At 36.5% G+C, this 25,005-nt stretch carries 12 protein-coding genes and 1 pseudogene; 12 read left to right on the top strand and 1 reads right to left on the bottom strand.

The genetic code is table 11. The annotated features are described in order from the left end of the window. Positions 1-146: 146 nt before the first annotated feature. From IPK35_14775 to IPK35_14750, 6 genes are all read left to right on the top strand, one after another. Positions 147-1,775 carry an exo-alpha-sialidase gene (locus IPK35_14775; protein MBK8054485.1) on the top strand — a complete coding sequence of 543 codons (1,629 nt, stop codon included), beginning with the start codon at positions 147-149 and terminating at the stop codon, positions 1,773-1,775. A gap of 35 nt (positions 1,776-1,810) precedes the next feature. After that, positions 1,811-2,725, top strand: a complete 915-nt coding sequence (locus IPK35_14770; protein MBK8054484.1) for a dihydrodipicolinate synthase family protein — start codon at positions 1,811-1,813, stop codon at positions 2,723-2,725. Between the two features lie 18 nt (positions 2,726-2,743). Next, on the top strand, positions 2,744-3,913 hold the full coding sequence (locus tag IPK35_14765; protein MBK8054483.1) for a hypothetical protein: 1,170 nt from the start codon (positions 2,744-2,746) through the stop codon (positions 3,911-3,913). A gap of 23 nt (positions 3,914-3,936) precedes the next feature. Further along, positions 3,937-5,184, top strand: a complete 1,248-nt coding sequence (locus IPK35_14760; GenBank protein MBK8054482.1) for an MFS transporter — start codon at positions 3,937-3,939, stop codon at positions 5,182-5,184. 144 nt (positions 5,185-5,328) lie between these two features. Beyond that, the gene (locus IPK35_14755; GenBank protein MBK8054481.1) at positions 5,329-6,744 is read left to right on the top strand and encodes a sialate O-acetylesterase; all 1,416 of its coding nucleotides are present in this window, start codon (positions 5,329-5,331) and stop codon (positions 6,742-6,744) included. 9 nt (positions 6,745-6,753) lie between these two features. After that, positions 6,754-9,348: a family 20 glycosylhydrolase gene (locus IPK35_14750; protein MBK8054480.1), complete on the top strand. Its 2,595-nt coding sequence runs from the start codon at positions 6,754-6,756 to the stop codon at positions 9,346-9,348. A 203-nt stretch (positions 9,349-9,551) separates the two neighbouring features. Here IPK35_14750 and IPK35_14745 read toward each other — a convergent pair whose 3' ends face one another. Further along, entirely contained in the window at positions 9,552-10,589 is a 1,038-nt protein-coding gene (locus IPK35_14745) for a LacI family DNA-binding transcriptional regulator (GenBank protein MBK8054479.1), read from the bottom strand. A 464-nt stretch (positions 10,590-11,053) separates the two neighbouring features. On the opposite strand from IPK35_14745, the gene IPK35_14740 reads away from it, so the two are divergent. The 6 genes and pseudogenes from IPK35_14740 to IPK35_14715 all read left to right on the top strand — a co-directional run bounded on the left by IPK35_14740 (position 11,054) and on the right by IPK35_14715 (position 25,005). Further along, a complete protein-coding gene (locus IPK35_14740; GenBank protein MBK8054478.1) occupies positions 11,054-14,203 on the top strand; it encodes a SusC/RagA family TonB-linked outer membrane protein in 3,150 nt (1,049 codons plus the stop codon). 12 nt (positions 14,204-14,215) lie between these two features. Beyond that, positions 14,216-15,748 carry a SusD/RagB family nutrient-binding outer membrane lipoprotein gene (locus IPK35_14735; GenBank protein ID MBK8054477.1) on the top strand — a complete coding sequence of 511 codons (1,533 nt, stop codon included), beginning with the start codon at positions 14,216-14,218 and terminating at the stop codon, positions 15,746-15,748. 1,140 nt (positions 15,749-16,888) lie between these two features. Next, a complete protein-coding gene (gene bglX, locus IPK35_14730; GenBank protein ID MBK8054476.1) occupies positions 16,889-19,123 on the top strand; it encodes a beta-glucosidase BglX in 2,235 nt (744 codons plus the stop codon). Positions 19,124-19,128: 5 nt separating this feature from the next. Further along, positions 19,129-21,090: a hypothetical protein gene (locus tag IPK35_14725; protein ID MBK8054475.1), complete on the top strand. Its 1,962-nt coding sequence runs from the start codon at positions 19,129-19,131 to the stop codon at positions 21,088-21,090. Continuing rightward, positions 21,087-22,273: pseudogene (locus IPK35_14720) on the top strand (glycoside hydrolase family 27 protein). The gene IPK35_14725 and the pseudogene IPK35_14720 overlap by 4 nt, the downstream one beginning before the upstream one ends. A gap of 116 nt (positions 22,274-22,389) precedes the next feature. Continuing rightward, positions 22,390-25,005 carry a glycoside hydrolase family 127 protein gene (locus IPK35_14715; protein MBK8054474.1) on the top strand — a complete coding sequence of 872 codons (2,616 nt, stop codon included), beginning with the start codon at positions 22,390-22,392 and terminating at the stop codon, positions 25,003-25,005.

Raw genomic sequence — 25,005 nt, 5'->3', positions numbered from 1 at the left:
ATATAAGTTGAGTTTATATTTAACTCAAATTTGTTAGATTAAATGTGAGGTTGACACAATCTTTGTGATTAATCTCACATTTACTAACACTCAGAAAAATGATCTAATATTTACTTTAAATCTGTATGAATAAAATCCTAATTAGAATGAATAGATTATGTATTTTGATCCTGATATATTTTGTTCTTACAGGACAATCATGTCAAAAAGAGGAGATCACTGAAATAGTTCAGCCTTTGTTATCATCATCTATTCACTATATTCCTCTATACAGCGATAAGGAAGAGCATAACATTATTGATTTTAATATTCACAATTCAGGTGATAAACCTATTATTTTGAAAGAAGTATTTCTGTCCATCCTTGGCCAAAGTGATAAAAAGAGTATGGTTTCTTTTGATGTTAAGTATCTTGGACAAGATAAAGAGGTGGAACAAAATTTTATTTTTGGTAAAACAAGTGGTTTAAGTTCAGATAATGTGGTCAATGGAAGACTTGAATTAGCGCAGGGTGGCCATAAGTTTACCATTACATTGCGTACAAAAGGTATTATCGACCTCAAATCAAATTTTAATATTTCAAAACTTAAGCTGCAGTTTGAAAATGCTAAATCACTTGAAGAGCCTAAGCTGAATATTTATACATTCCGGCATTGTCTGAAAGTAAGGAGTAAAGGGCAGGACAATTGTGATACATATAGAATTCCCGGACTTATTACAACAAATACAGGTACACTTGTGGCAGTTTATGATAACAGATATAATAATTCATTGGATCTGCAAGAGCATGTTGATATTGGGATGAGCAGGAGTACAGATGGTGGTGCATCCTGGGAGCCAATGAAAGTCATCATGGATATGGGAGAGTGGGGAGGAAAGCCTCAGAACCTGAATGGTATTGGTGATCCATGCATTTTGTATGATCCTGATACCAAGACAATTTGGGTTGCAGCACTATGGATGAGTGGCCTTGACACAAATAAAAGACTTTGGTGGGCTTCAGGTACCGGTATGTCACCTGAAGAAACAGGACAGTTTATTTTGACAAAAAGTACAGATGATGGCGTTACATGGTCTCCACCAATCAACATTACCTCTCAGATCAAAAATCCTGAATGGCAACTGCTATTGCAAGGTCCCGGTATGGGTATCACTTTGACTGACGGAACGCTTGTGTTTCCAGCTCAATTCAAAGCCAATATCGGTGTTAAGGCTTTGGATGGAGGAGCGTTTACTTGTCATTCCACTATTGTTTACAGCGAAGACAAAGGGAAAAGCTGGCAAATTGGTACAGGTGCAAAAACCAATACTACTGAAGCTCAGGTTGTTCAGCTATCTGATGGATCACTGATGCTCAATATGAGAGATGATCGCAACCGCACGGACAAAAGTAGTACAAACGGTCGTGCCATTTCAGTAACAAAAGATTTAGGAAAAACCTGGATGGTCCACCCTACATCCAACAGTGCACTTCCTGAATCCAACTGTATGGCAAGTCTGATAAGTACCGATCTTAGTGTCAACGGCAAAAATCAGAAAGTACTATTCTTTTCCAACCCAAATCACAACTCAAAAAGAAGTGATATGACCATTAAAATGAGTCTCGATGAAGGATTGACGTGGCCAGAGAAATACCAAATAAAACTAAATGGTGAAACCGGTTATGGTTATTCATGCCTGACCATGGTTGATGAAAAAACGGTAGGAATCCTGTATGAAGGCACCAAAGATTTGTATTTTCAAAAAATATCAGTCGATGAGCTGATTTCTAAATAATAAGAAATTTAATTTTTAAAATTAAAGCATTGTAAATGAACACAATAGACGGATTGGTGACTGCTACACATACACCAATGAATGAAAAAGGAGAACTAAAGCTTGAAGTAATTAATGAATATTATACCTTTCTCAAAAGAAATAATATAAAGGGCATCTTTTTAAACGGATCCACTTCTGAAGGATATCACCTGACTACGAATGAAAGAAAGTTGTCACTGGAAGCATGGTCTGATGCCATCAAAGATGATGATTTTAAACTTTTTGTTTTTGTAGGACATCTTGCCACCAAAGATGCATGCGATTTGGCTGAACATGCTGGCAGTTTGCAGAATGTATTTGGGATTTCAGCCACAGCGCCATTCTATCAGAAACCAGCTAATGTTGATTTATTAGTGGACGTTTGTGCAGAAATTGCTTCATGCGCTTCCGCAAAACATTTTTACTATTATCATATTCCGGTTTTGACAAATGTAAGCGTACCAATTTCTGAATTGCTTAAAAAAGCTGATGCTCGGATTTCTAATCTCAAAGGTGTAAAATATACCCATAATGATCTTGAAGAGTATTTGGTCGCGAGTTCATTATCGAATGGTAAATTTGAAATGATGGCCGGAATTGATGAGATTGCCTTGGCAAGCAGGGCTTTTGGGGCACGAGGATATATTGGTAGTACATATAATTTTATGGCACCATTATATTACAGAATGTTTGATGCATTTGACAAGGGAGAATTCATTGAAGCCAAAAATTTACAACTAAAGGCTATTGAAATGATCAGAATCATTGCATCTTACGGTTTTATTTCGGCCTGTAAATTTATCATGAAAGAAAAAGGTATTAACAATGGATTTGTAAGGTTACCATCAAAGCAAATATCTGAATCTGAAAAATCAGAAATGATGTCAAAACTTCGAAAACTGGATTTTGATAGTATAGCATCTTCTTAATGTAAGGAACCATTATATATGAAATATTGGCTTATATTGATATCATTTAATTTAATTATGGAATCAGCAGCTCAGAAAGCACCAAAAATTTTGACTATAAAGTGGGATACCATAACAGCACTACCAAATGATCAAAGCGGTAAGCCAAATTTAGGAGTTGCAGGTCCTGTCACAGGTATTGTAGGAGATATGTTGATTATTGGCGGGGGAGCAAATTTCCCGGAAAATCCTCCCTGGAAAGGTGGTAAAAAAAAATACCATGACAAAATTTATATATTAAAAAAGAAAGATAAAAGCCAATACCAATGGTTTGAAGACGTCTCAGCAAAATTAGACTTTCCAATGGCTTACCCGGCTAATGTGCCCTACAAACAGGGGTTCATCAGTGTTGGAGGAGAGAATGAGAATGGGGTTCTGAAAAGTGTACTTCAATTTCAGTATATAAATAATGATCTAAAAATAACAGAGTTACCTGAACTACCAATCGGTTTGACATCTTGCAGTGCTGTCTGCATCAAAGACCGACTGTATGTCGCTGGTGGTAACTCAGGCAAAACAACACTTAAATCAGCATTTGTGATGGATCTTTCTGAAAAGGATAAGAAATGGACAAGGATTGACGATATGCCTTTTGCTATTGAAAATGCTGTAGCGGCTGTTTGCCATGACGGCGAAAGTCAAAAGATATTTTTGCTGGGTGGGAGATACAAGTTGACGGGAGATACAATTACAACATTTTCAGATAAAGTCATGAAATATGATCCCAAATCAAATATATGGTCAACTTTTGATTTTAAAAGCGAAAATGGAGAAATGTTAAAGCTCGCTGCAGGAACAGGAGTGGCGATATCAAAAAGTAAAATCATCATATTGGGAGGTGATAAAGGCATTACATTCAATAAAATAGAAGCTTTTAACAACAAATTGTCAGAGCCTGACCTTGAAGACAGAGAAAAGGTCAATAATGAAAAAATCGAAATTTTAACTAGCCACAAGGGATTTGAAAGAGATGTGTATGTTTTTAATGCCTTGAACAAAACATGTAGAAAAATAGGCACTATACCTGAATTGTCACAGGTGACCACTTCCGCATATTATTGGGGCAAATCTATTGTAATTCCCAGCGGAGAAATAAAACCAGGTGTTCGGACTCCAGTAATTCGGTCAATAAAATTACAACATAATTAGACTTTTTAAAATTTAATATTATGATGCAATTACAAAATAAAAAATATTATCCCTGGGTTGTAGTTGTATTATTATGGGTAGTGGCGTTGCTCAACTATATGGACAGGCAAATGCTTTCTACTATGAAAGTAAGCATGATGAACGACATCAGTGAACTTCAAACAGCTGAAAACTTCGGAAGATTACTAGCCATATTTTTGTGGATTTATGCTTTGATGAGTCCGGTTGCCGGGTTGATTGCTGACCGAACAAACAGAAAATGGCTTATCATCGTCAGCCTTTTTGTCTGGTCTGCCATAACCTTTCTAATGGGATACGCTGAGAATTTTGATCAGCTGTATATTTTAAGAGGACTTATGGGTGTGAGTGAGGCACTTTACATTCCTGCAGGTTTGTCACTTATTGCTGACTATCATCAGGGCGAAACGAGATCTCTAGCAGTAGGATTGCACATGACAGGACTTTATACCGGTCAGGCATTAGGTGGTTTTGGTGCAACCATTGCGACCAATTACTCCTGGCAAAATACATTTCAATTTTTTGGATTGATTGGAGTAGTTTACAGCTTCATTCTTATGTTATTTTTAATTGATTTTAAGGATGAGAAGCCGGTAATTAATGAAAATAAAGCGTCTGTCATGTCCGGTTTGAATTCCATCCGAAATAGTTTGGGTTTACTTTTAGGGACAGTCAGTTTTTGGGTGATACTCTTTTATTTTGCGGTTCCAAGTTTTCCAGGATGGGCCATAAAAAACTGGATACCTACACTTTTTTCTGAAAGTTTAAAAATAGATATGTCTGTTGCGGGGCCATTATCTACTATAAGTATTGCTGTTTCATCTTTTATAGGTGTATTGATAGGAGGTTTTATGGCAGACAGATGGATATTGAAAAATCTGAAAGGCAGGATTTATACAGGTGTGATAGGCTTGACTCTGACAATACCTGCTCTGTTATTTTTAGGTCTCGGAGACAATCTGATTGGTATTGTGGCTGGTGCGGTATTGTTTGGTGTCGGATTTGGAATGTTTGATGCCAATAATATGCCTATCTTATGTCAGTTTATAGGACCAAAGCACCGTGCTGCAGGTTACGGCATTATGAATATGACGGGTGTATTTGCAGGAGCATTTGTGACAAATTTATTGGGAAAATCTACAGATTCAGGGCATTTGGGACGGGATCTGGCATTTTTGGCTTTGCCAGTTGCTGTGGCGGCTTTTCTGCTGTTGTTCTCCCTGAAACCTAAAACAGCAAATATGTTAAACTAATTACAGTTAAATAATGAATAATTATTTGATTTTCAATCTAATATGATTATTAAAAAATATTCGGCCTTCCTGATCCCAGTATTTTTGTTATATACTTTGGCTTGTTTTTCTCAATTACAACCCGCAAGCATATTTAGTGATCATATGGTTTTACAGCGAAACCAACCTATTAAAATTTGGGGTAAAGCCATTCCGGGAAAGGTGGTTTATGTGAAGTTTGGTTTATTAAATTCACAAACAATAACAAAAAATGATTCATCCTGGCAGATTACATTTCCTGAGTTGGATGCCAGTAAGGTTGCCAGACAATTGGAAATTTCCTCAGTCAATGAAAAGGTAATTTTCAGTAATATCCTGATTGGAGACATTTGGTTGTGCATAGGTCAGTCCAATATGGAATGGCCAATGTCAAAAGAGATGCATTATCACAATGAAGTGAAAAACAGTGATCAACCATTACTTCGATTTTTCAACCCAACCTATGCAGGGAAAAATATCTTCGGAACTCCATTCAGTGATTCGATAGCACGAAAGCTGATTCCATCTGATTTTTTTAATGGTAACTGGAAGTCCTGTGACAGCTTTAGCATGTCTGATATGAGCGCAGCTGCTTATTATTTTGGTAAAAATGTTTGGGAAAAAACGGACATCCCTATAGGTCTGATACATTTGGGTATAGGAGGTGCACCATTGGAGACGTTTATTGATCCCATGTCGATGAAAAATCACATGGTATTTTCTTCTAAAATGGCTGGAAATTGGCTTGAAAACCATCACCTACCTGTCTGGATTCGTGAAAGAGCCATTCAGAATATTGGAACCTCATCTTTAGTTCCTTTTGACCAAAATGGGAAAAATCATGCGTTCAAACCGGGATTTGCTTTCACAGCAGGGATTTTACCATTAAAAAATTTTCCGATTAAAGGTGTTATCTGTTATCAGGGAGAAAGCAATGCTCAGGAAACAGATCGTGTGAATGAGTATGCTTATTTGTTTGAATTGTTGGTATCCGATTACAGACGCCACTGGAATAATCAGAAATTGCCGGTATATTTTGCTCAATTATCTTCCATTGACACCATCAGATATAAAGGCCATTTGTGGCCGAATTTCAGAGATGAACAAAGGAAAATAGCTGAAAAGTTAACTCATTGTGGCATGGCAGTCACTGCTGACGCAGGTGACAGAAATGATGTCCATCCAAGAAACAAGAAAGCCGTGGGTGAAAGACTATCTTTTTGGGCTTTGAGCCAAAATTACGGTTATGATACCCCATTTACGGTAACAATACCTCCTTATGCCCGATTTAAAAATGGACATGTTATTATTACTTTTAAAAAAGGAGAAAAATTGCGGCAGCATCCACAAAGCGGAATTTTAAATGGTTTTACAATTGATGGCAAACATGATCTGCCTGCTAAAATTGAGAATAATAAAATCATCATAAAAACAAATCAAAAACCAGAGTTTGTATATTACGGCTGGAGTCCGTATTCAACCGGAAATCTGTATAACAATGATTTAATTCCCATCTCTACATTTAAGTTACCTGTAAAATAAATTTTGAAAATGAATCCTAAGTATAAGTTATTGATATTCATTCTTTTGATTGTTTCAATTAAAGGGTTTTCTCAAACTATTTTACCTACATTACATGATAGTCTTTTTGGTTCGTACTATTATCAAAAAGTATCCACGTTTAGAGTATTACCTAAAAAAGTTGGCGAAATCGTTTTCATCGGTAATAGTATCACGGATAGTGGCGAGTGGTCTGATATTTTTAATAACATCCAAATCAGTAATATGGGCATCAGCGGCGATATCAGTGCTGGGATCATAAACAGATTGCCAGATATCATTGAAAGAAAGCCAAAAAAGATCTTTTTGATGATAGGTACCAATGATTTGGCCAGAAATATTAGCCCTGACAGCCTCATCATAAATATTAATTTGATATCAAAGTATATAAAAGCGAAAGCTCCCACCACAAAACTGTATATCCAAAGCATTCTGCCTGTAAGTGATCATTATATGAAATTTTCAGGACATACTAAAAACAATGCCGTCATATTGCGAGTGAATCAAGTTTTAGCAGAAAATGCAACTAAACTAGGTTATACCTATGTGGATTTACATTCAAAATTTCGTGATAAGGAAGGAAAATTACGCAATGATCTCAGTAATGATGGGCTGCATCTGGTGGGCGAAGGATATCAATTGTGGAAGCATTTGCTTTATCACCACGTTTACGATCTTGAAGAAAAACCATCTTTGATCCCTTTACCACAAAAAACACGCTGGAATGGAAATATATTCCCATTATTTAAATGCACTAACATTTGTATCAATCAACCTGAGATATCCCATGAAGCTAAACTGTTACAAAAATTCCTATCAAACAACGGTATTATTACTTCTATAAAAACTAATAATGAACAAAACAAAATCAATAATTCAATAGAATTAATATTAACCGGTGAACAACTGACAGACAATCCAAAAGAAGGATATCATCTTTCAGTGAGTGAAAAAAATATTTTGATAAAAGCAAACTCTTCCCATGGTATCTTTAATGGAATTCAAACATTAATCCAGTTATCGAGGACAGGAAGTAGCGTAGAAGGATGTAATATTGAAGATTGGCCCGCTTTTGCATGGCGCGGGTATATGATAGATGTAGGACGTAATTTTGTAACGGTAAATTCTTTAAAAGATCAAATCGATATTTTGGCAAAATATAAAATGAACGTTTTTCACTTTCATGCCACAGAAGATATAGCCTGGAGGATTCAAATAGCAAGGTATCCTCAACTGACCTATCCGGAGCATATGTTGCGCAACAAAGGAATGTATTATAGTATTGATGAAATAAAGGAGCTGGTACAATACTGCAAGGAACGCCATATCACCCTGATTCCTGAAATTGATATGCCTGGCCACAGCGCAGCTTTTACCCGCGCGATGAAATTTGATATGCAAAGCGACTCAGGACTTTTAGTGGTCAAAAATATTCTTTCGGAGTTTTGTGACACATATGACATACCTTATATTCATATAGGATCAGATGAAGTAAAGATAACAAATAAAAACTTCATACCAGAAGTAACTCAACTTATAGAAAGCAAAGGTAAAAAAGTGATAGGGTGGCAACCTGGAGGAAATTTTGGAGATAATACCATAAGGCAAATATGGCAGGAAAATAAGGATTTTATAAAAGCGAATAAGAAATTAAAACTTGTAGATTCCAGACATTTATATCTCAACCATATGGATCCACTTGAGGCGGTGCCTACAATTTTCTACAGAAAAATAAACAATGCGGATAAAGGCGACAGTCTCAATCTGGGAGGTATTCTATGTTTATGGCATGATAGGGCAGTATCAAAAGAAGAAGATTTGTTGACTATGAATCCTGTTTATCCCGGCATTCTTACTTTTGCAGAAAGAACCTGGCAGGGAGGTGGTGAGTCTAAATGGTTGGCAAAAATAGAAGAAAACAAAATTGATCAATATCAACATCTGATCAATTTTGAAAAACGGCTGCTTAATCACAAATCACAATATTTTAAAGAAAAGCCATTTCCTTATTTTGCACAAACTCATCAGAAATGGCAGCTATTCGGTCCATACGAAAACAAAGGTGACCTGTCAAAAAAGTTTGATCCGGAATTGACACCAGGTTTTTTTAAAAAAACACAGGCATCTGTAAAAGCTATCGGTGGTACCATTATTTTGCGACATTTTTGGGCTCCGGCCATTGATGCGGTATTGCCAAATCCAAAAGATAGTACTACATGGTATGCGACTACGCAGGTATGGAGTGAAGAGAATAGTGTGTCAAAATTTTGGATTGGTTTCAATAATTTAGGCAGAGCTCAGGGATCTGATTCTCCTCCAAAAAATGCATGGGATAATAAGTTTAGTAAAATCTGGTGCAACAATACAGAAGTTTTACCTCCGAATTGGCTTCGTGCCGGGCAAAAAGGTAATCAAGAGATTCCACTCATGGACGAAGGGTATGAATACAGAGTTCCGACAATGATTCCACTAAAAAAAGGATGGAACACGATTGTAATAAAGGCTCCCATAGGTACTACAAAAAGTACAAGTTGGCATCAACCGATAAAATGGATGTTCACTTTTATACAGGTAACAAATGATTAAGAGTATGTTTGAATTTTGTTTCTTGATAATAAAATGAACTTATTTTGAACGAAAAGATGCAAATTTTATAAACTAAAAAATTCCACTATTTTTGTTACACCTTGAAGAAAGAACCCATTTTCTAAATTCTTTCAAATTTTCAAACAAAATCACCCCAAGATAAAAATAGAAAAATCCTGGACATTTTCAGACCAAAAATTAAATCACTCAAGATTTAAATTTTTTACCGAATCCCTGATTATCAACTTTGATTTAAGAACTACATTTTTGGGATTTACTTTTCTGTCAGTGTCAAACTGGTTAAGCAGCATTTTAATTGCCAAAACACCAAGATTTTCATTCAGATGTGAAACTGTTGACAAAGGAGTAAACAATAAATCGGAATATACCTGTTCATCAAATGAAACAAGTGAAATCTCATCGGGTATTTTTACACCTTTTTCTTTAAATGCTTTTAATAAGCCAAGTGTAATTTGATTTCCCATGGAAAAAATTGCAGTGATTTTAGATTTATTCAGATCTTTCATTAATTCTAAAGCGCAGTTGTAGCCATTCTGAAAACCAAAATCATGTCCTATCACCAATGACGAATCAAACGGAATTCTATTATTTGCTAATGCTTGCCTGTAACCATTAACACGTTGATTGTTTGGTGATGTGCCCACAATGCCCTGAAAGCAGGCTATTTTTTTATGCCCATTGTTTATTAAATATTGAGTGGCCTCCAAAGACCCTTCAAAATCGTTGGAAGTAATATAAGGCAAATTTACTCCTTCAAAATAACGATCAATTAAAACCAAAGGAGTGCCGCTTTTTGCTGCTTTAACTAAATGTTCTGACTCCAGGCCCAGCGGGGCTATTACTATCCCGTCTACCATCCAGCTTTGGAGTAAGGTAATACATTTTTTTTCTATTTTCAGATCATCATTACTATTGCATAAGAAAATATTATAATGGTGCTTTCTGGCTTCTTTTTCTATCTCTAATGCGAGTTGGGCAAACCATGGATTGGTTATATCAGGAACAATAAGTCCAATGGTAGATGACTTTTTTAAGCGAAGTCCTTTGGCAATATTGTTGGATCTATAATTTAATTTATCAGCAGTAGCTAAAATTAATTCTATGGTTTGAGCACTAATCCTAAATTGCTCGCCCAGTCCATTTAAAACTCTTGAGACAGTAGTAACTGATACATCAAGGGTTTGTGCTATATATTTTAAAGTTACATTATTATTTTTCATGAAAAATAAAATCCTGTTAGTTTGTCTAATGCGCAGCTGCCCAAAAAAGGACTTAATTATTGTTGGTTCATTTTCCCAATCTTGGTGTTAAAAGTACTCACCGCTGCTAACGCTAAGTTTGTGTTTTTTGCCTTTAACTTTAAAATTATAACTGCCATTATAATTTACATTTATTTCTGGTCAGAGTACTAGTTTAATAAAGCCGTGAGAATTTGAATATTAAATTTAATGTAAAGTTATCTGTTTTTCAGAAAATAGATCTGATTTTCTATAAATATTATAGGTTTTATTTTAAACCACTCAACAATGGACTCAAAAGATATTTTTATTTAAATCACTTTTTTTTTAAAAAAAAAGCTAATTTATTTTGTTGATATACATCAAAATAATACATTTGCTCAAACGATTGTTCTATTTGCTCAATCGTTTGAGTTGAATAATTTTTTTACCTTAAACAAAGTCACATGAAAACAATCTTAAAAGGAGGGTTTTTTACTCTCCTGCTGTTTATCACTTCAGTTGCCTGGTCTCAAAATATAGCGATCTCAGGTAAGGTGCTGGAAAATGGGAATCCGCTCTCCTACGTCACAATATTAGTTCAGGGCACTGATATTGGAACCACTACTGATGGAAATGGTGAGTATACAATTTCTGTTTCTCCTTCGGCCACAACTCTTGTTATAAGTTATTTGGGATACACTACCGTAGAAGAACCTATAAACGGTAGAACTAAAATTGACGTTAATCTCACTTCCAGTGCCCAAGAATTAGATGCAGTTGTTATTACAGCTTTGGGTATTAAACGCTCAGAAAAAGCACTTGGTTATTCGGTACAAAAAGTAGCAGGTGATAACTTACAAAGGGTTCAGGGTCTTGATGTAGCAACATCTCTTACCGGAAAAGTAGCGGGAGTACTGGTTAGGAACTCACAGGATTTCGCTGCAGTTCCTGTTATTACAGTTCGTGGGGAGAATGCTTTATTAGTTATCGATGGGGTAGCTTATCAAAATAAAACATTAGCTGATGTTTCTGCTGAAGATATTGAGTCAATAGATATTTTGAAAGGGGCAACTGCTTCGGCATTGTATGGATTTCGAGGAGCAAACGGGGCCATTTTGGTTACAACCAAAAATGGTAGTGCTAATAAATCGGGATTATCTGTAGATATTACTACAAATACGATGTATACAGCAGGGTTTTTAGCTATTCCCGAGGTTCAATCTGTATACGGTCGTGGTGACAATATGATATATGATCAGTATAGCGACAATTCATGGGGGACAGTAATGGATGGAACACCAAGACAACAATGGGATCCGATCACAAAGACGAATACAGTTCGCCCATATTTGCCTGTTGGTAAAGACAATTTCAAAAATTTTCTGGAGCAAGGTTATGTAACTAATAATAACTTGAATGTTGGGTATAAGAAGGATAATCTTTCAATCAGAAATTCTTTCAACTGGACTGAAAATAAAGGCCGTTATCCAAATTCAGTTTTGCAAAGATATACCTACTCTTTTGGAGCTGACCTTACTGTAAATAAATTTAAAGTAGCTACAAATTTTTCATATGCCAGAAGATCATCACCCAATATTGGAGCTAATAACTACACTTCATACGATCGAATGTATTCTTTATTAATATGGTCTCCTACTGATTGGAATTTGGAGGATTATAAAGACAATTATTGGATAACTCCAGGCGTTCTACAACAAAACCATTTTGGTCTGAATGCAGCCGGAGGAAATGCAGGACGGGACGAAAACAACCCTTATTTTGACAGTTACGAAAAAATCAATAAGGTATCGCGTGACATATTTAATGCTGATGTAACAACGAGTTATCAGTTAACTGACTGGCTGAAAGCCACACTTCGAACAGGGGTTGATTTTTACAAAGAAATTGGGGAAGTTAAGCTATCCAAGGGTTCTGTACTGTTTACGGGTGGAGTACCTGTACCTGGTAACGGAGGTGTGTGGAATGGCAGATTATTCGGCAGTTACAACATAGGTCAAAATACAGGAAACAGTATAAACTCTGATTTTTTACTCAGCGGAGACAGGAAAATTACAAAAGATATTGATGTTGAATATATGGCGGGAGGAACAATCTTCTTTAGAAGGGATAATAATATAAACGGTGGTACGAATAATGGTATTTCTGTTCCAGGTTTTTTCTCTTTGGCAGCATCAGTAGGTCCTGCCCAGATAGCTCAGAGTACCTTAGCGCAACAAGTGAATTCTATATTTGGCCGTGTAGGTGTTTCCTGGAAAAAACTGTTATTTGTTGAAGCAACTGGTCGTGAGGACTGGAGTTCAACATTAGCAAAAGCTCAACGGTCTTATTTCTATCCATCAGTTGCCGCCAGTTTTGTAATTTCAGAATTGTTACCAAATACAGCAAACTGGCTCGATTTATTAAAATTCAGAAGTTCCTGGACTTTGTCAAAAAGGCCTGCTTCTATTTACGAAATTAATAGTAGTTATTCTATATCTGCTGCTACTTGGGGTACACTTAATGGAGCAGGTGTTCCCGGCAACTTATATTCACCCACCATCGCACCAACAAGTTCAGAAACTTATGAGCAAGGTTTGCAGGCTATCTTCCTGAAAAACCGTTTAATGATTGATGTTTCCCACTTTTCGCTAAGAGTATTCGACCGTATTACCACAGTTGGATTAACACAGGCATCCGGATATGGTGGGCTTGTCACTAATTCTCAGGAAGAAATTACCCGACGAGGTTGGGAGATTATTCTTAATGGCACCCCGATTAAAAATAGAGATTGGCAATTGAATGTTGGTGTAAACTGGAGTACTTTTGCCAGTTATTATACTAAGTTAGATCCTTTATATTCAGCTAAAAGACCTTGGGTACAAGTGGGCGAGCGTACCGACCATTTTATAAGCAGAGACTTTCTACGCGTCCCTGAAGGAGCGGGTGAACTGGCAGGAAGTCTGATACATAATAACAGTGGAAGACCTATTGTTCATGGATATGATGTATTATTTGGATACAGAGATCCTAAGTATGTTTGGGGAACTAATGCCAATTTAAGGTATAGGGACTTCAGTTTCTTTGTGTCATTTGATGGAGTACATGGGGGATTGGCCAATACACGAACAGAAAGCTATATGTGGCAGGCAGGTGTTCATCCAAATTCTCTGTCACCGGAAAGGGCACTGGATGTCGCAACGCCGGGTTCCAATAATTATCTTGGGCAGGGTGTAAAAGTAGTATCAGGTACAGCCACGTTTGATGTTAATGGCAATATTATATCTGATACCCGAGTTTTTGCCGCTAATAATGTAAAAACCTTGTATAAAAATTATATGGTCGACTTACATAACAGTAGTGCATGGGGAGGTAATGGAAGCAAAGCAGATACATATTCAAGGACGTTTTTCAAATTGCGTGAGATATCTTTTTCTTACACTATTCCGGGTAAACTGATCAATAAATTTGCAAAAGCAGGCTCAATTAGTTTAATTGGACAAAATGTACTGTTGAAAGCAAAAGATTTTAAATATTCTGATCCCGATGGAGGCACTGAAGATTTTACAGATCCATCGACAAGATATCTTGGAGCTAAACTTAATTTCACCTTTTAAAAAATAGAAATCATGAAAACAATAAATTATATACTGATTGTAACATTTACCCTTGCCTTTGCAAGTTCATGTGAAAATTTTGATACCTTAAATACTAATCCGGATGTACCGACATCTGTTTCACCCGATTTGTTAGCTACTCAGGTATTAAGAAGCACCTTCAGGTTTTGGAATCCCAATCCAACGGACTGGGGCACAGCCCAGTTATTTGCCAAACATTGTACAAATGTTTCAGCCGGCGGTAATCCTTACCAATATTATGGCTCTTTTTGGCCTTTTGGAGGATTTGGATGGTATCAGAACTTAACCAGTACCAAAAGAATGGTTGAATTTGCTAATGGAAATCCGGCGCTTCCTTCTTACGAGGGCTTGGCATTGTTTCTAAAAGCATATTGGGGATATTACACCACATTAGATATGGGTGATATTCCTTATTCAGAGGCGGGGAAAGCAGAAGAAGGAATAAGCCAGCCTAAGTATGATAAGCAGGCAGCCGTATTTGATGGTATTTTAGCAGATTTGAAAGCAGCTGAATTGAAATTTGCAGTAGGGGTTAATTTTAGCGGGGATATCATGTTAGGTGGAAATGCTTTAAGATGGCGCAGACTATGTAATGCTTTTCAATTAAAAGTAATACAAACAATCAGTAAAAAAGTTACACCTGCACAAAAAACACGCTTTGCCGAAATCGTAGCAGCAGGAAATTTAATGGCTGATAACGCAAATAATTTTCAGTTAGGCTATATTGATAATGCTAATGCAAGCCATCCTTTTTTCAACGGTGAAAATCAGCGGCTTACTTTAGCTGTTTCAAAACTGATGGTGGATGCATTAATAAATGTCAAAGACCGCAGATTGTTTTATTTTGCAGAGCCTGCAGCTAGTAAAATAGCAGGTGGTTTGCTTGAAAACGATTTTGCTGCTTATGAAGGTGCACCTTCAGAATTACCTTCAAATACACTTGATCTCAATAGAGCTGCCGGCAAATACTCATTAGTAAATAAACGTTATACCATACCAAGGGCAGGCGATCCTATGCTTATCTTAACTTATGGCGAACAATGTTTCATCATTGCAGAGGCGATAGAGGAAGGTTGGGTTTCTGGTAATGCACAGACTTTCTACGAAAATGGAGTGAAGGCTATGCTCGATTATTATAGAACCTTACCAAGTTCACTACCGGCAAACCTTCATGGAATGCCAATCGACCAAACCTATATAAATAATTATTTTACAGGTGAAGCAGCATATAAAGTAGCCGGCACCAAGACAGATCGTTTGCAGCAAATTTGGATGCAAAGGTATTTTATAGATTTCTTTCAGGGTAATAGCTCTGGTTACAGAAACTTTTTGCGAACTGGATATCCAAATTTTGTTCTGGATCCAGCTACCAGTTTAAATACAGATGATCCGAAAGTATTTCCTAAACGCTGGAAATATCCTACTGATGAATTGACAAAAAACCCCGAAAATTATAAAAAAGCGATTGACGAACAGTATGGTGGATTTGACGGGGTTAATAAAGTTCCCTGGTGGATACAATAATGAAAATAAATCCGCATTCGGATTTTAACTGATTTCATGTTTTTATTTTGTTAAATTTAGTTGAAAATTGAGGAGTCTCATTGGCTCTTCAATTTTTTTCAAAGATGTGAGTTGAAGTTTGACAAGTTTAGCAGAAATCTTCCTTTTTATCAGTAGAAGTATTTGATAGCTACAATGTTGAATGTGCCATGATTTAAGTGATTTTTTTTGTTGACAATTAATTGTATCCCAAAATGGCTAATTCATTTGTCACTACTTTTAATCATAATTTCTTTGGTATTCTGAATATCTAAATTGTATGTACAGGTGACACAAATCCCTTAATATTGATTTCATTCGATGTAAATGGATTATTTACAGGTATTTCAAAAAAGCACAAAATGGATTTTCCTTTTATAGTCAATTGCATGATCAGGTTAAGACAATGTTTAAGTATATTATTGTTACCCATAACAATTTTGTCGCAGGGTCTTTTAATCAATACGGCCGGGAATACAGGATGGGTTTAACAGAAAGGGATTGGTTTCGGATAAAGGAGTGAAGAAAAAAGCTTTTTTTATAGTGCAGAGTTTTTACAAAAAGATTAAATCTCAGTATAACTAAGAGTATGTTTAAATTTTTATTGCCTTAAAATCAATGTATTATGAACCTGACTTCAAAATAATCGCCTTTTTTAGTTCACTAAATGCGTTGATTATTTGATAAGCCCTATTATCTCATTCTAAATTTGGCCATTGGTGGCAATTGGGGAGGTGAAATAGATGACAGCATTTTCCCATGTGAAATGCAGATTGACTTTGTAAGGATTTATAAAAAATCAGGAAACAACAAAGCAAAATGAAAAATAAATACCTCATAATAAGTGATTCAGATAATTTAAAACATCCATCAGACCACTTACATTTTCATGTGGAATTAAAAATTATAATACCATGAAGCCCATATTTATAACAACAATATTATTCATTGTTACCATTGTTTCGGCCCAGACAAAAAAGGCAACTGGTAGTCATTTTTCTACCTATGGAAAAACAATTACTGTTTATAATTGTGCCGACAGCACCAATTTTCGTTTATACGGAACAAATAGAATTGTCTTAAAAAATTAGCCCAACACACCGAAGGTGACTTAAATCAAATATGAAGAACATAGTAATTAATATATCGGTTTTATTTATTATAGTATTACAAACTAATATTGTTGCTGCCCAGCAAAAAACATTCAGTCAAAAAGTTGATTCCATTTTAGCCTTAATGACACTGGATGAAAAAATCGGTCAGCTCAACCAATATAATGACGATTGGAGGGCAACAGGCCCAATAACCCCTGACAACAATAAAATCGGACAGGTAAAGTCTGGACAGTTAGGGTCTTTACTAAACTGTATAGGTGTCAGCCGTACAAGAAGCTGGCAGGAACTTGCCTTACAATCGCGCCTGAAAATTCCATTACTTTTTGGCCTTGATGTGATTCATGGTTTTAAAACAACATTTCCCATCCCACTGGCAGAAGCTTGTAGCTGGGACCTGGAAGCGATGGAACAAACAGCAAGGGTTGCTGCCACCGAAGCAAGTGCAAGCGGCATCCATTGGACATTTGCCCCAATGGTGGATATTGCCCGCGACCCACGCTGGGGAAGGGTGATGGAAGGTGCAGGTGAAGACCCTTATCTGGGTTCGAAAATTGCAACAGCTAGAGTTAAAGGCTTTCAGGGAAATAAATTGGGAGACTTGAATAGTGTGATGGCTTGCGCCAAACATTTTGCTGCTTATGGTGCAGCTATTGGTGGCCGTGATTACAATTCGGTAGATATGAGCGAACGGCTATTATGGGAAGTGTATCTGCCACCGTTTAAAGCCACTGTTGATGCAGGTGTTGCTACTTTTATGAATTCCTTCAATGATATAAATGGTGTTCCGGCTACAGGTAATAAAATGCTCCAAAGAGATATTTTAAAGGGGAAATGGAATTATAAAGGGTTTGTGGTGAGCGACTGGGGTTCCGTTGGTGAAATGATTAATCATGGTACTGCAAAGAACGGTTACGAAGCAGCCCTTTCGGCCATTACTGCCGGCTGTGATATGGATATGGAAAGCCGCAGTTATAAAAACAACCTGGCAAAACTGGTTGAAGATGGAAAAGTTTCTGTCAGTTTAATAGATGATGCTGTAAAAAGAATTCTTTATAAAAAATTTGAACTTGGATTATTTGACGATCCCTTTAAGTATTGCAATGAAAAGCTGGAAAAAACTGAACTGGCAAAGCCGGAACATGCAAAATTGGCAAGAGAAGCGGGTGCCAAAAGTATTGTATTGCTTAAAAATCAAAACAACTTGTTGCCTTTATCCCGCAATTTGAAATCTATCGCCTTTATAGGGCCGCTTGTAAAGGCCTTAAAACAGAACAAGGGATCCTGGGATGTGGAAGTGCCTGGTATAGATTCCAACTTTATTGTATCGCAATGGGAAGGACTGCAGAATAAAGTTGGTCCAAATACAAAGCTGCTGTATGCTAAAGGTTGTGAGATTGAGGGTAATAACAAAGATGGATTTGCAGAAGCGGTTGAGGTGGCAAAGCAGGCGGAAGTGGTAATACTCAGCATTGGTGAACGCCGAGAGATGAGTGGCGAAGCCAGAAATCGAAGTGATATTACCATTCCCGGGGTGCAGGAAGAATTGCTGAAAGCATTGCTGGCAACTGGCAAACCTGTAGTTGTTTTAATTAATGCAGGACGCCCGTTGGTGTTTAATTACACATCTGATTATGCACCGGCTATTTTATATACCTGGTGGCTTGGTAGCGAAGCTGGCAATGCCATTGCAGATGTTTTGTTTGGCGATTTTAATCCTTCTGCAAAATTGGCGATGAGTTTCCCCATTAATGTTGGTCAGATCCCCATTTATTACTGCCATTTTAATACAGGTCGGCCTGTAACAAATAGTAAAGTCCCCAATACATCCTATATTGATATATCAGTTGATCCCAAGTATGAATTTGGGTACGGATTAAGCTATACAAGTTTTCAATATAGTAATCTCCAACTAAGTAAAAAGTTAATGAAGATGAATGAGCAAGTAGAGGTTTCAGTTACCATTACCAACACAGGTAAATATGATGGCGAAGAAATTGTACAAATGTATTTGCGGGATAAAGTTGGTTCCATTGCAAGACCGGTAAAGGAATTGAAGGATTTCAGGAAAATTTTTTTGAAAGCCGGCGCATCAAGTAACATTAGGTTCATTATAGATAAGGAAAAACTTTCTTTTTATAATCAGCAACTGCAATGGGCAGCTGAACCGGGTGATTTTGAAATATTGATTGGAGCTTCTTCAAAAGATATACGATTTACAGATAATTTTGTGTTAAGTAAATAAAAAAAATGAAAAAGAAATATTTTCTATTTATCGTAATGTTTTGTGTTACAATATCTTTGTATGCCGATGTGGTACTACCTAAAATCTTTTCGGATAACATGGTGATGCAACGCCATATTATGATACCCGTATGGGGAAAGGCGGATGTAAATGAAAAAATTGTTGTGAAATTTAATGGGCAAACGAAAACAATTAAAACTGATAAAAATGGTAAATGGATTGTAAGACTTGATGCAGAACCTGCAGGCGGACCTTATGAATTATCTATCATTGGTAAAAACAGTATCCTAATTAAAAATGTACTGGTTGGTGAAGTATGGCTTTGTAGTGGACAATCCAATATGGAATGGACAGTTGGCCTTTCAATGAATGCAAAAAAAGAAATTGCATCCGCTGATTATCCTCAAATTCGTCATGTTAAGATTCCACATACCATTAGCTCCTTGCCCAAATCTGAGCTAACCCCTATTGAATGGAAAATATGTGATTCAACGACAGTTTCAGAATTTTCGGGCGTAGCCTATTTTTTTGCAAAAATGATTTATGACAGCCTTAAAATCCCAATAGGATTAATTAATTCATCCTGGGGCGGTACTAATATTGAAACATGGATAAGCCGTGCAGGTTTTGAAAGCAGTGATGAGTATAAAGAAATGATTGCAGGCATGCCGAATTTTGATTTGGATTCTCTTTCTAAAATATATGTGAGGAGCAGCGAATTAAGAATTGAAGCTATGCAAGGAACAAAATTAGCAGCCCTTAATCCTGGTCTGTTTAAAGAATTTTCTTTTGATGATTCAAATTGGCCTGAATTAATTGCGCCTCAATTATGGGAGCAACAAAGTATAGGAGAATTAGACGGAGTGGTTTGGTTAAGAAAAACAATTGTATTGTCTGCTTTTGATTTAAAAAAAGAAGCAGTGCTGGAATTGGCAAAAATTGATGATGATGATATCACTTATGTTAATGGTATAAAAGTAGGCAGCACCAACCGATGGGATACAAAAAGAAAATATACAATACCTGTGGGGATTTTAAGGGAAGGAAAAAATGTCATTGCTGTAAGAGTAGTTGACAATGGCGGTGGTGGAGGTATATATGGCGATAGCGCAGATCTGAAATTAAGTGTTGGTGAAACTGTTATCAAGTTAAGTGGATACTGGAAATTTCATGTGGAATCTATTAAAAAAGCTACTAACGAAAATTCACTTCCTTCACTTTGTTACAATGCTATGATAAATCCCTTAATTCCTTACGCTTTTCAAGGAGTATTATGGTACCAGGGGGAATCAAATTCCGGCCGTTCTTATCAATATAGAAAAGCATTTCCATTATTGATAAATGATTGGCGTCAAAAATGGAATAACCCAAACATGCCTTTTTATTTTGTGCAATTGGCAACTTTTAATACATCAGGTAATAGCAATGAAGGGTGTGGTTGGGCTGAGTTAAGGGAAGCACAAACTATGACTTTATCTATACCCAACACAGGCATGTGTGTGACTACGGATATTGGTGTTCCCTGGGATATCCATCCCACAAATAAGCAGGATGTCGGAAAACGATTAGCCGCAATTGCATTAAATAATGTTTACAATAAAAAAATGATTTGCAGCGGACCAATGTATAAGTCAATGGAAATAAGTGACAATCAGGCCATTATCTCATTTGATAATATTGGAACTGGTCTATTTACACCGGATAAATATGGATACATCAAAGGATTTGAAATAGCTGGTAAAGACAGTGTGTTTCATTATGCCAAAGCTTTCATCAAAGGAAAAACAATAGTACTTTTCAGCGAAAAAGTAGAAAACCCTGTTGCAGTTCATTTCGGATGGGTTGGTGATGCCAGCGACTGTAACCTGTTTAATAGAGAAGGCTTTCCTGCGGTTCCTTTTAGAACAGATGAATGGAAAACGGTTACAAAAGATGAAAAGTATAAAATTGAAAAACTGAAATTATGAGAAGCAAGTTTTTTGTTTTGCTGTTATTATTTTCACTAAACCTGTATGCTCAAAAGTATGAAGGTTTGGCCAAAACACCTCCCATGGGATGGAACAGCTGGAATAAATTTGCCTGCAACGTAGATGAAAAACTGATACGAGAAACAGCTGATGCTATGGCTTCAAACGGCATGAAGAATGTAGGCTACGAATACATTGTTATTGACGATTGCTGGCAGGTTTCGCGTGATGAAAACGGAAATATTGTATGTGATCCTGAACGCTTTCCTTCCGGCATGAAAGCGCTGGCCGATTATATTCATTCCAAAGGTTTGAAGTTTGGTTTGTATTCATGCGCCGGAAGCAAAACCTGCGAAGGAAGACCCGGAGGTCGTGGCCACGAATACCAGGATGCAAAAATGTATGCATCGTGGGGAGTTGACTTTTTGAAGTATGACTTTTGTAACACCGATGCTCAAAAAGCAGAAGGATCTTATAAGGTGATGCGGGATGCATTGTTTGCAGCCAAACGCCCCATTGTTTTCAGCATTTGCGAATGGGGTAGCACGGAGCCATGGACCTGGGCAAAAAACGTTGGCCACTTATGGAGAACTACCGGCGATATCATGAATTGTTATGAATGCAAAGTGAACTGGGGAGGAATTGGCTGGACGCTGGTAATGGACAAAAATGAAGCATTGGGAAAATATTCAGGACCCGGAGGATGGAATGATCCGGATATGCTTCAGGTAGGTAATGGAGTATTAACAGATATTGAATCCCGTTCGCATTTTACATTATGGAGTATGATGGCGGCCCCCCTTTTTACTGGCAACGATATCCGGTCAATGACTCCTGCAATAAAAGAAATACTTACAAATAAAGAAATATTTGCTTTAAATCAGGATACACTTGGAAAACAAGGTTACAGATGGTGGACACTTGATAGCAATATTGAACTATGGTTAAAACCACTCTCAAATAGTGAGATTGCACTGTGTTTTTTCAACAGAAGTGATGTAGCTAAGGCAATAGATTTTGACTGGAGGCGATATTTCACCAATCTTAATGGGAAAACTCATGCTGTAACTGATAAGACAATCATTAGAGATTTATGGCTTAAAAAGATATTGGTACTACAGTAAACAACCTGAAAGTTACCATTCTACCACACGATGTTTTGACCTTAAAATTGAGTAAATAGTTGATGACAATTTATTATATTTCAAAGTTTGCATATTTGTTTAAAATGTAGACAACCATATAAAATGATAAAACGGATAATTTATAGTAGTAATTTTCTTTTAAAAATCAAATGATATGAAATTAATAAAGACAGCAGTTTTATTATTGATTAGCTTAAATTGTTTTTCGCAATCAATTTCCTTGCCCAAAGAAAGTAAATTAAAATTTGGCGATAACCCTGAATGGGCAAACCCGACTTTCAACGATAGTGAATGGCAAACCCAGATATTTCCCAATAGTTTTAAAGATGTGAAATACGACTCATCTTATTGTTGGTATAGAATTAAATTGACTATCCCATCAACAATGAAAACTAATAACGGAAAAGGATTAAAGTTAAAACTTGGTAAAATCGATGATGTTGATCAAACATATTTTAATGGGAAATTAATTGGAGAAACAGGTTCTTTGCCGCCAAACTATGTTACCAAATGGGGAGAACAAAGAGTCTATACCATACCCGAAAACATGGTAAAATGGGACAAAGAAAATGTAATTGCCGTTAGGATTTATAATCTGATTGGTGGAATGGGTATGTGGGAAGGTCCTTACACTATTGAACCACTGGGCTGGATTGACGAAGTTTCGGTGAGCCATAGTTTCATGGAAACTGCTAAAAACAGTTTCAGTGCAAAAATTACGTTTACAAACAAAACCGACAATACTTTTAGCGGAACAGTGAAATACTGGATAGCCGACAAGGCAAATAAAAAAGTTTTGTTTACAGAAACAAAAAATGTAAACCTACCGGCAAAATCAGGAGCGGAAACAGAAGTGACTTTCGCAAATTTCAAATCTGCAACCGAAAATGTATTTAATGTCGGTTATCAGATTAATGACAACAACAGCTCACTCTTCACCAAAAAGGAACAGTTTTTTATTGCTGCCAATCATATTGAAATTCCTGTTCTGAAAGAAGTAAAACCGTTAGTAAAAAATAAAATTCAAAATAATTACAACACAGTTACTTTTCAAAATGAAAGATTCAATGGTTTCTTAGGAACCAGATTTGACAAAAATCTTACTCAAAGGTTGTTAAAAGTTGATGAATTTGGTTTAATAGGTTCATATTTGGACCGGCCAGGTATTCACCCTTGGGCTGGTGAGCATGTTGGGAAGTATTTGGAGACTGCTTGTAATGTATGGAAACTTACTGGTAACCGGGATTTAAAAAAGCAAATGGACAGGTTAATGTATCAATTGATCAATACTCAAAAGGAAGATGGCTATTTAGGTACTTACACACCAGATCAATACTGGACCAGCTGGGATGTATGGAGCCACAAATATAACCTTCATGGATTACTTGCTTATTATGCTGCAACGGGTTATAAGCCGGCTTTGGAGTCATGTCAAAAAATGGGAAATCTATTATGCAGAACATTTGGAAATAATCCCGACCAAATGGATATTATAGAAGCGGGGACACATATGGGCATGGCGGCCACCAGTGTATTAGACGCAATGGTCGATTTATATAAATACACAGCTGATAAAAAGTATCTGGATTTTTGTTATTATATTTTAGATGCATGGGATCAGGATAACGGCCCAAAAGTTATCAGTACAATCCTTGCAACGGGAAAAGTTAATAAAGTAGGTAATAATAAGTCGTACGAAATGCTCTCCAACTACGTTGGATTGATTAAACTCTATCAAATAACCGGTGATAAAAAATTTCTGAAAGCTACCGAATTAGCCTGGCAGGATGTTGTGACCAATCAATTATACATCACAGGTACTTCCAGTTCCCATGAATATTTTCAGGAAGATAAATACTTACCTGCAGGCATTAAAGATAATATGGGTGAGGGATGCGTTACAACCACCTGGGTACAGCTTAATCAAAATTTATTTGAAACTACCGGTGATATTAAATATCTGAACGAATTGGAAAGAACAGTGTATAATCATTTGCTCGCTGCCGAAAATCCACAAACCGGTTGTGTGAGTTACTACACACCATTGATGAATAAAAAACCCTACACTTGCCACATAACCTGTTGCCAGTCCAGTGTACCAAGAGGCATTGCATTAGTTCCCAAGTTCACTTTCGGAAATATGAATAAAGTACCAACTGTTTTATTTTATGAACCGGCAATATATAAAGATAAGATACTGACTTCTGATAAAAAAATTATTGATGTTGCTTTTACGTTAGAAGGAAATTTTCCTGAAAGCGGAAACCTTGTTTTATCTGTTACAGGATCAAAGCTAGCCAGTTTCGCTGTAGCATTGAGAGTGCCTGAGTGGTGTACTAATTATACTGCTAAAGCTGGAGATAAAATTTATAGGGGTATAGCCAATCAATTTATAACGATAACAAAAAATTGGAAACCCGGTGAGAAAGTGATGATCAGTTTTGATATGCCGGCTACAACCATCCAGGGAGGAAAAAATTATCCCAACCAGATTGCCTTTCAGCGTGGACCTCAAGTTTTGGCTTTAGATGGAAGTTTAAATTCTGCTGTTGTAAATGATCTTTTTTCGAGTTTAAAAGAAGGAATATCAATTGACAATCCCAGTCTGGCAAATGAATCTAAACTATTGCCAGCTAATTGGGTAGGTAAGCAAGCCTATTCAGTAAATATATTAAATAGTAATGAAAAAATTGTTTTAGTACCCTTTGCAGAAGCCAGTCAAACAGATGGCGAAATGAGAGTTTGGTTACCTCTACAAATAAAAAATTAA

The organism is Saprospiraceae bacterium, from assembly GCA_016713025.1.
Lineage (GTDB): Bacteria > Bacteroidota > Bacteroidia > Chitinophagales > Saprospiraceae > OLB9.
This window is presented reverse-complemented; position numbering and strand designations above follow the sequence as displayed.

Excerpts from the sequence above, each read along its gene's own strand:
- IPK35_14735 (MBK8054477.1), top strand. The coding sequence starts at position 14,216 with ATGAAAACAATAAATTATATACTGATTGTAACATTTACCCTTGCCTTT.
- IPK35_14725 (MBK8054475.1), top strand. The coding sequence starts at position 19,129 with ATGAAAAAGAAATATTTTCTATTTATCGTAATGTTTTGTGTTACAATA.
- IPK35_14755 (MBK8054481.1), top strand. The coding sequence starts at position 5,329 with ATGGTTTTACAGCGAAACCAACCTATTAAAATTTGGGGTAAAGCCATT.
- IPK35_14760 (MBK8054482.1), top strand. The coding sequence starts at position 3,937 with ATGCAATTACAAAATAAAAAATATTATCCCTGGGTTGTAGTTGTATTA.
- IPK35_14765 (MBK8054483.1), top strand. The coding sequence starts at position 2,744 with ATGAAATATTGGCTTATATTGATATCATTTAATTTAATTATGGAATCA.
- IPK35_14715 (MBK8054474.1), top strand. The coding sequence starts at position 22,390 with ATGAAATTAATAAAGACAGCAGTTTTATTATTGATTAGCTTAAATTGT.
- IPK35_14745 (MBK8054479.1), bottom strand. The coding sequence starts at position 10,589 with ATGAAAAATAATAATGTAACTTTAAAATATATAGCACAAACCCTTGAT.
- IPK35_14750 (MBK8054480.1), top strand. The coding sequence starts at position 6,754 with ATGAATCCTAAGTATAAGTTATTGATATTCATTCTTTTGATTGTTTCA.
- IPK35_14770 (MBK8054484.1), top strand. The coding sequence starts at position 1,811 with ATGAACACAATAGACGGATTGGTGACTGCTACACATACACCAATGAAT.
- IPK35_14740 (MBK8054478.1), top strand. The coding sequence starts at position 11,054 with ATGAAAACAATCTTAAAAGGAGGGTTTTTTACTCTCCTGCTGTTTATC.
- IPK35_14775 (MBK8054485.1), top strand. The coding sequence starts at position 147 with ATGAATAGATTATGTATTTTGATCCTGATATATTTTGTTCTTACAGGA.
- bglX (MBK8054476.1), top strand. The coding sequence starts at position 16,889 with ATGAAGAACATAGTAATTAATATATCGGTTTTATTTATTATAGTATTA.